This is a genomic window from Litorisediminicola beolgyonensis, from assembly GCF_042679605.1.
Lineage (GTDB): Bacteria > Pseudomonadota > Alphaproteobacteria > Rhodobacterales > Rhodobacteraceae > Litorisediminicola > Litorisediminicola beolgyonensis.
Window position 1 is genome coordinate 1 of sequence record NZ_JBHTMU010000016.1, and the last position, 13,554, is coordinate 13,554.

15 protein-coding genes and 1 pseudogene are annotated in these 13,554 nt (G+C 66.5%); 12 read left to right on the plus strand and 4 right to left on the minus strand.

Annotated features, from left to right (window positions below; translation table 11 throughout):
- Nucleotides 1–357 (plus strand): annotated as a pseudogene (locus ACFQ4E_RS10390) (hypothetical protein); the annotation flags it as partial.
- A gap of 130 nt (nucleotides 358–487) precedes the next feature.
- On the opposite strand, the gene ACFQ4E_RS10395 reads toward ACFQ4E_RS10390, so the two are convergent.
- The 4 genes from ACFQ4E_RS10395 to ACFQ4E_RS10410 form a co-directional block, all read right to left on the minus strand.
- Nucleotides 488–721: a DUF2842 domain-containing protein gene (locus ACFQ4E_RS10395; protein ID WP_386803255.1), complete on the minus strand. Its 234-nt coding sequence runs from the start codon at nucleotides 719–721 to the stop codon at nucleotides 488–490.
- Entirely contained in the window at nucleotides 721–2,013 is a 1,293-nt protein-coding gene (locus ACFQ4E_RS10400; RefSeq protein ID WP_386803257.1) for an adenylosuccinate synthase, read from the minus strand. Before ACFQ4E_RS10400 ends, ACFQ4E_RS10395 begins: the two co-directional genes overlap by 1 nt.
- A gap of 85 nt (nucleotides 2,014–2,098) precedes the next feature.
- Nucleotides 2,099–2,260, minus strand: a complete 162-nt coding sequence (locus ACFQ4E_RS10405; protein ID WP_386803259.1) for a hypothetical protein — start codon at nucleotides 2,258–2,260, stop codon at nucleotides 2,099–2,101.
- Nucleotides 2,261–2,338: 78 nt separating this feature from the next.
- Nucleotides 2,339–2,758, minus strand: coding sequence for a hypothetical protein (locus ACFQ4E_RS10410; RefSeq protein ID WP_386803261.1), 420 nt, complete (start codon nucleotides 2,756–2,758; stop codon nucleotides 2,339–2,341).
- Between the two features lie 174 nt (nucleotides 2,759–2,932).
- On the opposite strand from ACFQ4E_RS10410, the gene secG reads away from it, so the two are divergent.
- The 11 genes from secG to ACFQ4E_RS10465 all read left to right on the plus strand — a co-directional run bounded on the left by secG (nucleotide 2,933) and on the right by ACFQ4E_RS10465 (nucleotide 13,527).
- Nucleotides 2,933–3,319, plus strand: a complete 387-nt coding sequence (gene secG, locus ACFQ4E_RS10415) for a preprotein translocase subunit SecG (protein ID WP_386803263.1) — start codon at nucleotides 2,933–2,935, stop codon at nucleotides 3,317–3,319.
- Between the two features lie 193 nt (nucleotides 3,320–3,512).
- Complete coding sequence (locus ACFQ4E_RS10420; RefSeq protein WP_386803265.1) at nucleotides 3,513–5,156, plus strand: CTP synthase; 1,644 nt, start codon at nucleotides 3,513–3,515, stop codon at nucleotides 5,154–5,156.
- Nucleotides 5,157–5,159: 3 nt separating this feature from the next.
- Nucleotides 5,160–6,134, plus strand: coding sequence for a hypothetical protein (locus tag ACFQ4E_RS10425; protein WP_386803266.1), 975 nt, complete (start codon nucleotides 5,160–5,162; stop codon nucleotides 6,132–6,134).
- A gap of 527 nt (nucleotides 6,135–6,661) precedes the next feature.
- Nucleotides 6,662–7,468 (plus strand): 23S rRNA (adenine(2030)-N(6))-methyltransferase RlmJ, encoded by an 807-nt coding sequence (rlmJ, locus tag ACFQ4E_RS10430; protein WP_386803268.1) that lies wholly within the window; start codon nucleotides 6,662–6,664, stop codon nucleotides 7,466–7,468.
- Nucleotides 7,469–7,537: 69 nt separating this feature from the next.
- Nucleotides 7,538–7,945, plus strand: coding sequence for a hypothetical protein (locus tag ACFQ4E_RS10435; protein ID WP_386803270.1), 408 nt, complete (start codon nucleotides 7,538–7,540; stop codon nucleotides 7,943–7,945).
- A 59-nt stretch (nucleotides 7,946–8,004) separates the two neighbouring features.
- Nucleotides 8,005–8,442, plus strand: a complete 438-nt coding sequence (locus ACFQ4E_RS10440; RefSeq protein WP_386803271.1) for a tellurite resistance TerB family protein — start codon at nucleotides 8,005–8,007, stop codon at nucleotides 8,440–8,442.
- 70 nt (nucleotides 8,443–8,512) lie between these two features.
- Nucleotides 8,513–9,295 carry an ABC transporter ATP-binding protein gene (locus ACFQ4E_RS10445; protein WP_386803273.1) on the plus strand — a complete coding sequence of 261 codons (783 nt, stop codon included), beginning with the start codon at nucleotides 8,513–8,515 and terminating at the stop codon, nucleotides 9,293–9,295.
- Between the two features lie 142 nt (nucleotides 9,296–9,437).
- Nucleotides 9,438–10,166: a transporter substrate-binding domain-containing protein gene (locus tag ACFQ4E_RS10450; protein WP_386803275.1), complete on the plus strand. Its 729-nt coding sequence runs from the start codon at nucleotides 9,438–9,440 to the stop codon at nucleotides 10,164–10,166.
- Nucleotides 10,167–10,298: 132 nt separating this feature from the next.
- Nucleotides 10,299–11,135: an ABC transporter permease gene (locus tag ACFQ4E_RS10455; protein WP_386803464.1), complete on the plus strand. Its 837-nt coding sequence runs from the start codon at nucleotides 10,299–10,301 to the stop codon at nucleotides 11,133–11,135.
- Entirely contained in the window at nucleotides 11,132–11,938 is an 807-nt protein-coding gene (locus ACFQ4E_RS10460) for an ABC transporter permease (protein ID WP_386803277.1), read from the plus strand. Before ACFQ4E_RS10455 ends, ACFQ4E_RS10460 begins: the two co-directional genes overlap by 4 nt.
- A 254-nt stretch (nucleotides 11,939–12,192) precedes the next feature.
- On the plus strand, nucleotides 12,193–13,527 hold the full coding sequence (locus tag ACFQ4E_RS10465; RefSeq protein ID WP_386803466.1) for a glutamine synthetase family protein: 1,335 nt from the start codon (nucleotides 12,193–12,195) through the stop codon (nucleotides 13,525–13,527).
- The last annotated feature ends 27 nt before the right edge of the window (nucleotides 13,528–13,554 follow it).

A 13,554-nucleotide genomic window follows, 5' to 3' on the forward strand; every position in this document is an offset into this window, starting at 1 on the left:
GCAGCGCCCGTGCGCCCGATCCGGCCGCAGCGCGCGCCTGAGCCCGTCGCGACCGCCGCGGCCCCCGAGGCGACCGGCTTTGCCGAATACGCCGAGCGCATGGGCGCGACGGATCTGCCGGAACTGCTCGAAGCGGCCGCCGCCTACATGGCTTTCGTCGAGAAGGTGCCGCAGTTCTCGCGGCCTCAGCTCATGAACAAGGTGCGTGAGGTCGAGGAAGAGGAATCCTCGCGCGAGGATCGCCTGCGCAGCTTCGGCCAGCTCCTCCGCGAGGGGAAGATCGCCAAGATCGACGGTGGCCGGTTCACCGCGTCGGAGCGGATCCGTTACCGCCCGACCGACCGCGCCGCCGGATAATCCGGTCGTCCCGCGCCGGATGGTCGAGATTTTTATCTAAAAATCTCGACCCCGCGCTTGAGGGAGCACCGGACAAGATCGCGCCGCCCGACTGCTCGCGGGCGGCGCGACATTTTTAACTAAAAATGTCTTAGTCCTCGGTGCCGTCGCGGGCCTCGGGATCGGGCTGACCGATGCCCTTGAAGATCGGCTTCAGCGGAAAGGTCCAGAGGATGCCGAGCCCGACATAGATCGCCAGTTCCAGAAGGATCGGCGGCCGGTCAAAGAGCGCCACCACGCTGATCGCGACCACGACATAGAGCGGCAGCGCCACCAGCAGCACCAGAAGCGACAGCCGCCGCCGGGCTTTCCAAGACAGCGCCATCAGCGGGTGAACGGGTCGGTGACCAGGATCGTGTCCTCGCGCTCGGGCGAGGTCGACAGCATCGCCACCGGGCACTCGATCAGCTCTTCGACCCGGCGGACATACTTGATCGCCTCGGCCGGCAGATCCGCCCAGCTCCGCGCGCCCTCGGTCGAGGCCGACCAGCCGGGCATCTCCTCGTAGATCGGACGGCAACGGGCCTGCGCGTCGGCGGCGGTCGGCAGGAAGTCCAGCCGCTGACCGTCGAGCTCGTAGCCCACGCAGATCTTCAGCGTCTCGAACCCGTCGAGCACGTCGAGCTTGGTCAGAGCGATGCCGTTCACGCCCGAGGTCGCACAGGTCTGGCGCACGAGGCAGGCGTCGAACCAGCCGCAGCGGCGCTTGCGGCCGGTGGTGGTGCCGAACTCGTGCCCGCGCGTGCCGAGCCGGTCGCCATCCTCGTCGAGAAGCTCGGTCGGGAACGGGCCTTCACCGACGCGGGTGGTGTAGGCCTTGACGATGCCGAGGACGAACCCGATCGCGCCGGGGCCGACCCCGGTGCCGGTGGCGGCCTGGCCGGAGATCACGTTCGACGAGGTCACGTAAGGATAGGTGCCGAAATCGATATCGAGGAGCGAGCCCTGCGCGCCCTCGAAGAGGATGCGCCGCCCCTGCCGCCGCGCGTCCTGCAGCACCTTCCAGACCGGCGCGGCATAGCGCAGGATCTCGGGCGCAATCTCGCGCAGTGAGGCGATCAGCGCGTCGCGGTCGATGGCCTCCAGCCCCAGACCTGCGCGCAAAGCATTGTGGTGGACGAGCGCGCGGTCGACGCGCAGCTCGAGCGTCGCGTCATCGCCGAGATCGGCGACCCGGATGACCCGGCGGCCGACCTTGTCCTCATAGGCCGGGCCGATGCCGCGACCGGTGGTGCCGATCTTGGCCACCGCGTTCTGGGCCTCGCGGGCGCGGTCGAGCTCGCCGTGGAACGGCAGGATCAGCGGCGTGTTCTCGGCGATCATCAGCGTCTCGGGGGTGATCTCGACGCCTTGCGCGCGGATCGTGTCGATCTCCTTCAGGAGATGCCAGGGATCGAGCACGACGCCGTTGCCGATGACCGACAGCTTGCCGCCACGCACCACGCCCGACGGCAGCGCGTGCAGCTTGTAGACCGTGCCGTCGATGACCAGCGTGTGGCCGGCATTGTGCCCGCCCTGGAAGCGGGCGACGACATCCGCCCGTTCCGACAGCCAGTCGACGATCTTGCCCTTGCCCTCGTCGCCCCACTGGGCGCCCACGACAACCACGTTGGCCATGCTCTTCTCCGCAACAGCGCTTCAGACGCCGCCGTCTTATCGGGGCCGCGCCGGTGACGAAACCGGAAAAAACGCCGCGCGCCGGTTATTCGGCGAGGATCAGGAAGCCGTCATCCGGCGCGATGCTCTCGCGGAAATCGCCGCTGCGCTCGGTGGAGAAGTCGATCTCGGCCGATAGATCGGAGCCCGCGAAGAGCCGCCCGCTGTCCTCCTGAACACCGACCGCACCATCCGCATCCGCGGTCACGGCGGCGATGAAGCTTTCCTCGCCGCGTCCGAAATCGCGCTCGCCCGAGAGGATACCCTCGAAGCGGGCCTCGAAGAACTAGTCGGTGATATCGCTTTCGGTGACACGAAGCTGGCCGGAATAGGTGCCGATCAGGCGGACATCCTCGGGCGTGTCGGCATCATAGGGGCCGCCGAACTCGCTGAAGTTCCCTGCCCGGCCCGACACGCTCGAGCGGTCGAAATCGAAGGTCATGCGTGCGTCGCCAAGGATCACGCGATCCTCATCCGCCGGAACCGAGCTGTTCTCGCGGATATCGAGCCCCATGAGGCCCGCCATCTCGACCGATCCCGTCAGCTCGTCGGGCTCGGGCGCGCGCACTTTGTCGACCTCGTCCACGAAGCGCTCGAGAAGCGCCACCTGGCGCGGCAGGTCCGACCCGCCTCCGCCACCGCCGCTGCTGCATGCCGCCAGAAGCGCGCAAAGGGCCGCGCCCGTCACCAGTGTCACCCTCGTCATGCCGCTTACCTCGCACACCCAAAACCGAGTCTCCCGCAATCCTTAATCCCGAACGCGGCACCGCGCCATTCACAAAGACGCGGCACGATCCGCCTGTCGTCGCGGCCTGCTTGCAGCCCGGAGCGCTTTTCCCTACATAGCGCGCGATACCGAACACGCAGGCGCCCGTACCCCATGCAGAACGTCATCCTCGTCGTCCATCTTCTTCTCGCGCTCTCGCTGATCGGCGTCGTGCTGATGCAGCGCTCCGAGGGCGGCGGGCTTGGCATGGGCGGCGGTGGCGGCGCGTTCTCGGCGCGCTCGGCGGGCACCGCGCTCGGCAAGGTGACCTGGGGGCTTGCCGCCTGTTTCATCGCCACCTCGATCACGCTGACGGTCCTCGCCGCTGCGGACAATGCGGGCGGCTCGGTCATCGACCGGATCGGATCGGGCAGCACCGAGACCCCGGCAGAAGACGCCACCGCGCCCGCCCTGCCCGATCTCGAAACCGACGGGCTCCTGCCGCCGCCCTCTTCCGACAGCGGCTCGGGCGACGCGCCGCTGGTTCCGCGCGCGGACTGATCCGCCAATCCACCATCCCTTGAGGCGCGTTTCTTTCGCGCCTCGACATCTTGCGTTCTTCATGGACAGGCGGCTGCGAATCTCCTATAGCTGAGATCCCGTGGTGCTGCGTTTTTCGAGCGGCGCAGATGCATCAGATCGGGTCGGTCTCCGGCCCATTCGAGCAGAGAAATCACGGGGAGCAACGCCCGACATGGCACGTTTCATTTTCATCACCGGCGGCGTGGTCTCGTCTCTCGGCAAAGGTCTTGCGTCCGCGGCGCTGGGGGCGCTTCTCCAGGCGCGCGGCTTCTCGGTCCGGCTCCGCAAGCTCGATCCCTATCTCAACGTCGATCCCGGCACGATGTCGCCCTTCGAGCATGGCGAGGTCTTCGTCACAGATGACGGCGCGGAGACCGATCTCGACCTCGGCCATTACGAGCGCTTCACCGGCGTGCCCGCCCGCAAGACCGACTCGATCTCCTCGGGGCGCATCTACACCAACGTGCTGGAGAAGGAGCGCCGCGGCGATTACCTCGGCAAGACCATCCAGGTGATCCCGCACGTCACCAACGAGATCAAGGACTTCATCGCCATCGGCGAGGACGAGGTCGATTTCATGCTTTGCGAGATCGGCGGCACCGTCGGCGATATCGAGGGCCTGCCCTTCTTCGAGGCGATCCGCCAGTTCTCCCAGGACCGTCCGCGCGGCCAGTGCATCTTCATGCACCTCACGCTCCTGCCCTGGATCAAGGCCAGCGGCGAGCTCAAGACCAAGCCGACCCAGCACTCGGTCAAGGAGCTGCGCTCCATCGGCCTGGCGCCCGACATCCTCGTCTGCCGCTCCGAGGGGCCGATCCCGCAGAAGGAGCGCGAGAAGCTGGCGCTCTTCTGCAATGTCCGCCCCGACAGCGTGATCGCGGCGCAGGACCTGTCGTCGATCTACGATGCGCCGCTCGCCTATCACCGCGAGGGGCTCGACCAGGCGGTGCTCGACGCGTTCCAGATCAGCCCCGCGCCCCGGCCCGACCTGACCCGCTGGGAGGACGTGTCGGACCGCATCCACAACCCCGAGGGCGAGGTCAACGTCGCCATCGTCGGCAAATACACCCAACTCGAGGACGCCTACAAATCCATCGCCGAGGCGCTGACCCATGGCGGGCTCGCCAACCGGGTCAAGGTCAATGTCGACTGGGTCGATGCCGAGATCTTCGAGCGCGAGGACCCCGCCGCCCATCTCACCGGCTTCCACGCCATCCTCGTGCCCGGCGGCTTCGGCGAGCGCGGCACCGAGGGCAAGATCCGCGCCGCGCAGTTTGCCCGCGAGCACAAGGTGCCCTATCTCGGCATCTGCCTCGGCATGCAGATGGCGGTGATCGAGGCCGCCCGCAACGTCGCCGGCGTCACCCGCGCCGGGTCCGAGGAGTTCGACCACGAGGCCGGCAAGAAGCGCTTCGAGCCGGTGGTCTATCACCTCAAGGAATGGGTGCAGGGCAACGAGAAGGTCAACCGCTCGGTGGCCGACGACAAGGGCGGCACGATGCGGCTCGGCGCCTATGACGCGGTGCTGACCGAGGGCTCCAAGGTGGCGCAGGTCTACGGCACGACGACGATCGACGAACGCCACCGCCACCGCTACGAGGTCGACATCACCTATCGCGACGCGCTCGAGGCCGCGGGCCTGTGCTTCTCCGGCATGTCGCCGGACGGCCGCCTGCCCGAGATCGTCGAATGGTCCGACCACCCCTGGTTCATCGGCGTCCAGTTCCACCCGGAGCTGAAGTCGAAACCCTTTGACCCGCATCCGTTGTTCAGGGATTTTATCCGGGCGGCGAAAGAGGTGTCGCGGTTGGTGTGAGGAATGAAGCGACCAGCACTTACCATTGGAAATATCACTTCCGAACCAGTTGAGATTACGAAACAAAAATTCAACGAGTATATCTCATGCTCTAAAGACTACGAAACATTATACGAGCTGGAGGATTACTTCTCAGTTTTTGCCAAGGCCTACGTTCAGTTTGAGAAAACGTTGCTGGAAGCGACTTTGCATCACAGACTCGACTCTCAAATTGCGGAGAACTTCCTAATCAGATCGGACAGAGACCGAATACTTATCAACTCTGCGATCATTAATCTACTTACGGCCTTCCGTAGCTATGAAGAATTCTGCTTTCGAATAAAATTTTCCGAGCCTGATGGAAAAAGGCTGCGGGACCCAATAAAACAAAACTTCTCACAGGCATTCGACGAAAGCCTTTGCTACCGCCTTTGCTGTGCGCTGCGAAATATATCGCTTCATCAAGCCCTTCCGATCACCAGTTTACGCTACGAAAACCAAAACCAATGGAGGGGCGAGACAAGAAGGAAACGGCCGCCCCAAAGAACCCTTCACGGTCTAAATATCTCCATTGAAACCGATATCTTCTCCTCCAATAGTCGAGTGAGAGCGGAGACGCGAAAGGAGCTCAGCGAGGTCAAAGAAAAATACATTGACGCAAAGCTTCTTATTAGGGCCTTTTCAGAAAAACTGTTTCACACCCACCAAAGAAACAGGGAAGTCACGAACCCCCTACTTGTGGCATGCCATCGGACAGCAGATTCCGCTATATCTTTTTTCTCTCAGAGCACCGGCGAAACTCCAGAACGGTTATTTATGGTGGATTTAGACGAAATTCCTGTCGAGCCGATATTTTTTCACGGAATAGACAAGTCCCTTATGACGCGCAGCCGTGCGAGCTGGCTCTGCTTAAACGCGCTTAAAACTATGTTTGTTTCGAGTGAGATCCGAAAGAACAGAGATACGTTTTACCCTCATCCAGATGTCTGGGTGCCGTAATTGCGTATCCTTTCTTCGCATTACCTAAGCGCAGTATAGAATCTGCGCCGACCCGCGGGGTGGCGCTCCGAACCTCCGGTCCGCGCGCTTTATCCCAGCCAAATCCGGACGATCTCACCCGTCTCACCAAGCCTCACCATAGCGCCGCCCCGGGGGGCGGGTCGGCGCTGGCGCGGCGGCCTGCGGCCTTGATTCCGCGCCCGGAAGAAGATTGCACGGCGTATCGGAACGGGTGGTGGCGCTCCGAACCTCCGATCCGCGCGCTTTATCCCGGCCAAATCCGGACGACCTCGCCCGTCTCACCAAGCCTCACCAAAGCGCCGCCCCGGGGGGCGGGTCATGCCAGAGGCATGCCTCCGGCATGACGCTGGCGCGGCGGCCTTCGGCCTTGATTCCGCGCCCGTGAGAAGGACCACAGGTCGGCGTGACGACGGCACAGTGACACTTGGTCGTCTTGCTCACCGGAGCGCCCCGGCCCAACGCACCCGCCCATTGCGCCGCTCCCCGTCCCGGTCCATCAAGGCGCTATGCTGTCCTACCAACACGCCTATCACGCCGGAAACCTCGCGGATGTGCACAAGCACGGGCTCCTCGCCTGGGCGCTCGACTACCTGACCCGCAAGGACAAGCCGCTCAGCTATATCGAGACCCATGCCGGGCGCGGGCTCTACGATCTCTCAGGGCCCGAAGCGACAAAGACCGGCGAGGCGGCGCAGGGCATCGCGCGGGCCGAGGCGGCCTTCCCCTCCGACCACCCCTATCGCCGCGTGCTCACCGCGCTCCGCGCCGCGCAGGGCGAGACCGCCTATCCCGGCTCACCGCTCGTGGCCCAGGCGATCCTGCGCGACAGCGACACGCGGCACCTGGCCGAGCTGCACCCCGGCGAGCACGCGGCGCTCGCACAGGCGGCCAAGGGCGCGCGGCTCTACCGCGAAGACGGGTTCGCCCTCGCCCACAGCCTCGTGCCGCCCACGCCCCGGCGGGGGCTCCTGCTCTGCGATCCCTCCTACGAGATCAAGGCCGATTACGCCGCGATCCCGCGCCATTTCCAGAAGCTCCACAAGGCCTGGAACGTCGGCATCCTGATGCTCTGGTACCCGATCCTCGCCGATGCGCGCCACGCGCCGATGCTCGACGCGCTGACCCGCGCCTTCCCCGAGGCGCACCGCTCCGAGATCCGTTTTCCGCCCGCGCGCGAGGGCCACGGGATGACCGGCTCGGGGCTCTTCACGGTGAACCCGCCCTTTGGCCTCGCCGAAGAGAGCGCGCGGCTGGCTGCCGCCCTTGCACAGACAGAGATGGACAAGACCCGCCCTCTTCGCCACTCTCGATAGGTGATGACGCTGCCGCTCGCCCCTCCGCCACGCCGCACCGATCCGGCCCGCCGGAGCGTCTGATCCGACATGTCCACACGTCTGCTCTATTGGCTCAATGCGCCCGATGTCGCCTGGCTCGATCCGGCCGACACGCCCCTGGCGCTCGGGACCCTGGCGCTGATGGTGGCCGAGGCGCAGCCGGGCTCCTGCCTTGCCGCGCCGGGCGCGATCGACCGGGTCCTCGCCGAGCGCTACGACCTGACGCGCCGCGAGGCGGCCGAGATGCGCAGCTCCTGCGACCGGGTGGCGCGCGGTGCGCCTGCGCTCGCGGTCTACGGCGCTCTGATCCGCGCGCATGTGCCCGAGCCCGAGCGCCGCGCCTTCCTGAGCACTCTGGCCGCGACCCTGGCCGAGACGCAGCCCGAAACCGACGTCGCGCTCGGCTCCGCCTTCGGCATCGCGCCCGACACCGCGCGCCTCAGCCCCACCCGCTGACCGCGCCTCTCCGAGCGACAGCCCTTGGCGCGGGGCGGCGCGGCCTCTATGTCTGTCCCATGTTCGCCGATCTCCTGCGTCGCCTGAGCGCGCCCGCCCCCGACCCCCTGACCGACACCGACGCCCGGCTCGCGCTGGCGGCTCTTCTGGTGCGGCTCGCGCGGTCCGACAACGATTATGCCCCCGGCGAACGCGACCGGATCGACCAGGTGCTGGCCGCGCGCTACGCGCTCTCGCCCGACGCCGCGACCGCGCTGCGGCAGGAGGCCGAGGCGCTCGAGGCGGAGGCCCCCGACACGGTGCGCTTCACCCGCGCGATCAAGGACGCCGTGCCCTACGAGCACCGTATCGGCGTGGTCGAGGCGTTGTGGCAGGTCGCCCTCGCCGATGGCCAGCGCGACCCCGAGGAGGATGCGCTCCTGCGGCTCGTCGCCAGTCTTCTGGGCATCTCGGACCAGGACAGCGCCCGCGCGCGCCAGCGCGTCGCCCGCGACTGAGCGGCGGGATTGCGCCCGAGGGTCCGGACCGCCATCATGGCGCGACCTAAGCTCGGAGCCCGGTATCCACGTGACCCTCGATGACAACGCCCCCGTCCTTTCGATCCGTAACCTGCACAAGTGCTACGGCGCGCTGGAGGTTCTGAAGGGCGTCGACATCACCGCCCATCGCGGCGACGTGGTGTCGCTGATCGGCTCCTCGGGCTCCGGCAAATCGACGCTCCTGCGCTGCGCCAATCTCCTGGAGGACAGCCAGGAGGGCGAGATCCTGTTCAAGGGCGAGCCGGTGCGCTGGTCCGGCAAAGGCCTGTCGCGCCGCCCAGGTGACGCCAAGCAGGTGCTGCGCATCCGCACCAATCTCTCGATGGTGTTCCAGCAGTTCAACCTCTGGTCCCACATGACGATCCTGCAGAACGTCATGGAAGCGCCGGTCACGGTACTGAAGCGCGACCCCAAGGAGGTCGCGGAGGCGGCGCATCGCTACCTCGCCAAGGTCGGGATCGGCGACAAGGCCGATGTCTACCCCGCGCAGCTCTCCGGCGGCCAGCAGCAGCGCGCCGCGATCGCCCGCGCGCTCTGCATGGAGCCCGAGGCGCTCCTCTTCGACGAGCCGACCTCGGCGCTCGACCCCGAGCTCGAACAGGAGGTGGTCAAGGTCATCCGCGATCTCGCGCGCGAGGGGCGGACCATGCTGATCGTGACCCATGACATGAAGATGGCGCGCGACGTCTCGAGCCATGTCGTGTTCCTGCACCAGGGCCGGATCGAAGAGGAAGGCGCCCCCGACCGGCTCTTCGGCGCGCCCGAAAGCGAGCGGCTGCGCGGCTTTCTCTCGGCCACCCAGGCGGCCTGAACGCCTGCCTCCCGGGCGGGCAATCCGCCGCTGCCACCCCCGGCTGACGCCGCGACCCCCTTGCTCCTGTGGCGGTTTGCCGTAACGTCGTCGCGTCAGGGCCCGTCAGAGGCCCGGGATGCACGTCATTGGGAGAATTGTGATGAAACACCTGATCTTGGGCAGCGCCGCTCTGGCGCTCACCGCCGGGATGGCACTGGCCGAAAGCCATGGCACCATGGTCCGCCTCGGCACCGAGGGCGCCTACCCTCCGTATAACTTCATCGACGACAGCGGCGAGGTCGCCGGCTTCGAGCGCGTTCTGGGAGACGAGCTCTGCAAGCGGGCCGAGCTGACCTGCGAATGGGTCACGAACGACTGGGATTCGATCATTCCGAACCTCGTCTCCGGCAACTACGACGCCATCATCGCGGGCATGTCGATCACCGACGAGCGCGACGAGGTCGTCGACTTCTCGCAGAACTACACCCCGCCCTCGCCCTCGTCCTATGCCGCCGCATCCGAGGATGCCGATATTGAGGCGGGCGTGATCGCCGCCCAGACCGGCACGATCCAGGCCGCGCATATCGCCGAGACCGGCGCGACGCTCCTGGAGTTCCCCTCCCCGGACGAGACCGTCTCGGCGGTGACCTCGGGCGAGGCCGATGCGGTTCTGGCCGACAAGGACTTCCTGATCCCCTTCACCGAGGACGGCACGCTCGTCTTCGTGGGCGATGACGTGCCGCTCGGCGGCGGCATCGGCATGGCCTTCCGCGAAAGCGATCCGGAGCTGCGCGAGAAGTTCGACGCCGCGATCCAGTCGATGAAGGATGACGGCACGCTGAACGCGATGATCAAGGAACATCTGGGCGAAGACAGCCCCGCCTTCTGATCCCAAAGGCCGGGAGCGGCGCGCCCCGCTCCCGGCTTCTTCTTTTTCCAAATACGCCACACCCGGCCAGCCAGAAGGCACGCGCTCCCCTTGGATTGCTCCGACCCGTCCCAGCTCGGCGATCTCGCCTGGATGCTGTGCTACCTGACCACGGGCAAGCACATCGCGCTCTACTGGTCGGTCGGAACGGTTCTTCTGCTGCTCGCCGTCACGGCACCCGCCGCACTGGCGCTGGGGTTCCTCGGCGCCTCGGCGGCCCGGTCGCGGATCGCGCCCCTGCGCTGGATCGGCCAGCTCTATATCGCCATCGTGCGCGGCGTGCCGGACATCGCCTTCTTCCTCTTCTTCGTGATCGCGCTCGACCAGGCCTTCGAGTGGATGCGGCACCAGGTCAAGTGCCCCGACTGGGACGCGCCGATCCGCCAGGGCAGCGATTTCGTCGTCTGCGACGCCGCGAAACTGCCGCTCAACAGCGCGCCGCAATGGGTGCATGAGACCTACGGCTTCTCGCTCGCCGTCCTGACCTTCGCCATCGTCTTCGGAGCCTTCGCCGCCAACGTCCTCTTCGGCGCCATGCGCGCCGTGCCCCGCGCCCAGATCGAGACCGCCGAGGCCTACGGCATGACCCGCCGCCAGAGCTTCTGGCGCGTGGTGGTGCCGCAGATGTGGGTCTATGCGCTGCCCGGCCTCTCGAACCTCTGGATGGTGCTGGTCAAGGCCACGCCGCTGCTCTTCCTCCTGGGCGTCGAGGACATCGTCTACTGGGCACGCGAGCTCGGCGGCTCGAAGACCCCGCGCTTCACAGATTACCCGCATGGCGACTGGCGCATGTGGTATTTCCTGGCGCTCCTCATCTTCTACCTGATCCTGACGCGGGTCTCCGAGATCGCCCTCGACCGTCTGATGACGCGGCTGACCTTCGGGCAGGCGACCGCGGGCGGCGAAGCGCAGCGAAAGGCCGCGACGTGAGCTGCTGGGAGACCCTGGCCGATTACGGCCTGCGTTCGCTCGGCATCGGCGAGAGGCTCCTGCCGCGGGACAATTTCACCCTGTGCCAGCAGGTCGTCCTGATCGGCTCGGGGCTGATCTGGAACATCTATTTCGGCATCCTCGCGCTGGCGACGGGCTTCTTCCTGGCCACCGCGGTGGCGGTCGGCAAGGCGTCGCGGAACCCGGTGGCGCGGCGTCTGTCGCGCTGGTTCATCTTCATCTTCCGCGGCTCGCCGCTCTTCATCCAGTTCTTCTTCGGCTATTTCCTGTTTCTCGCGCTGAAACAGGTCTCGCCGCTCTTCGACGCGTTCTCGGCGGCCTGGCTCGGGGCGCTGATCGTGCTCTTCCTGAACACCGCCGCCTATTCCGGCGAGATCTTCCACGGCGCGCTCCTGTCGATCCCCAAGGGCGATATCGAGGCGGCGGATGCCTACGGCCTCTCCGGCTGGTCGCGGTTCCGACGGATCACCTGGCCCACCATGCTGCGTCTCGCCTGGCCCGCCTATACGAACGAGGCGATCTTTCTCTTCCACGCCACGACACTCGTGTTCTTCTCGGGCTTCCCGGCTTGGCAGCAAAGGGGCGACGCGCTCTATTACGCCAACTACTTCGCCGACAAGACCTTCAACCCCTTCGTGCCCTACCCGATCCTCGCGGGGTATTTCATCGTGCTGACGCTCGTGGTGATCAGCCTCTTCGGATTGGTGAACCGGCGCCTGAACCGGCACCTGCCCCGCGAGACGCGCCGCCGCCTGAGCTTCAAGCCGACGCTCCTTCGCTAGGCGGGCCCGGATACCGATGCGGTATCCGCGCGAAATCCGACGCGGATTTCGGACCCGGCCCCCGCCAGCGCGCGCCTCTCCAAGGTCCGCACCCGGTCCCCACGCGTGCCGGATACCGAACCGGTATCCGCGCGAAATCCGGACCGGATTTCGCCCCCGTCCCGCCCGGGGCAACGCCCCCCTTGCCAGCCCCCGTGCCGCCGGGCTAGTAATTTGATCAAATTCCAGCAGGTGCTACCATGTCCTCCCGTCCGATGATCGATTACCTCCGCCGCAATCCGCAGGTGCGCACCATCCGCGTCGCCGCCTCGGACCTGAACGGACAGCCCCGCGGCAAGCGCGTCCCCTCGCGCTTCGCCGACAAGGTGGTCGAGGACGGCACGCGCTTCCCGCTCTCGGTGCTCAATCTCGACATCTGGGGCGAGGATATCGACGACAGCCCGCTCGTCTTTGAAAGCGGCGACCGCGACGGCGTCCTGCGGCCCACCGAGCGCGGCTTCCTGCCCATGCCCTGGCTCGAAGCGCCGACCGCGCTCCTGCCGATCTGGATGTTCCACGAAGACGGCCGCCCCTATGACGGCGATCCCCGCCACGCCCTCCGCGCCGTGCTCGACCGCTACCGCGCCCGCGGTCTGACGCCGGTGGTCGCGGTCGAGCTCGAGTTCTTCCTGATCGACGATTCGGGCCGCAATCTCGAAGTGCCCGTTAGCCCCCGCTCCGGCAAGCGCCGCAAGGCCGCCGAGACCATGTCGATCCGCGCTCTCGACCAGTTCGACCTCTTCTTCACCGATCTCTACGACGCCTGCGAGGCGATGGACATTCCCGCCGACACCGCCATCTCCGAGGCCGGGCTCGGCCAGTTCGAGATCAACCTCATGCATGGCGACGACGCGCTCCGCGCCGCCGACGACGCCTGGCTCTTTAAGCTCCTGGTCAAGGGCCTCGCCCGCCGCCACGGATTCGCCGCCTCCTTCATGGCCAAACCCTACGAGGATTACGCGGGCTCCGGCATGCATACGCATTTCTCGGTGCTCGACGCCGAGGGCAACAACATCTTCGACGACGGCACCCAGCGCGGCAACGCCACCATGCGCCACGCCGTCGCGGGCTGCCTCGACGCGATGCATGACAGCGCACTGATTTTCGCGCCGCATCTGAACAGCTACGACCGGCTGGTGCCCGGCGCCCATGCGCCGACCGGCATCTCCTGGGCCTATGAGAACCGCACCGCCGCGATCCGCATCCCCTCGGGCAGCCACAAAGCGCGCCGGATCGAGCACCGCGTCTCGGGCGGCGACGTGAACCCCTATCTGATGCTCGCCGCCATCCTCGGCGCCGCGCTGAACGGGATCGAGGACGCGCATGAGCCGCCGGAGCCGATCACCGGCAACGCCTACGCGCTCGACCTGCGCCACATGCCGTCGGATTGGGGCTCGGCGATCGAGGCCTTCGAGGCCAGCTCCACGATCCCGCGCATCTTCGCGCCCGAGCTGATCCGCAACCTCCTTCTGACCAAGAAGCAGGAGCGCCACTACATGGCCGAGCTCGAGCCCGCCGAGCAGGTGACGATCTATCTCGATACCGTCTGAGCCTTGCCGCGCGCCCGGCCCGACCCT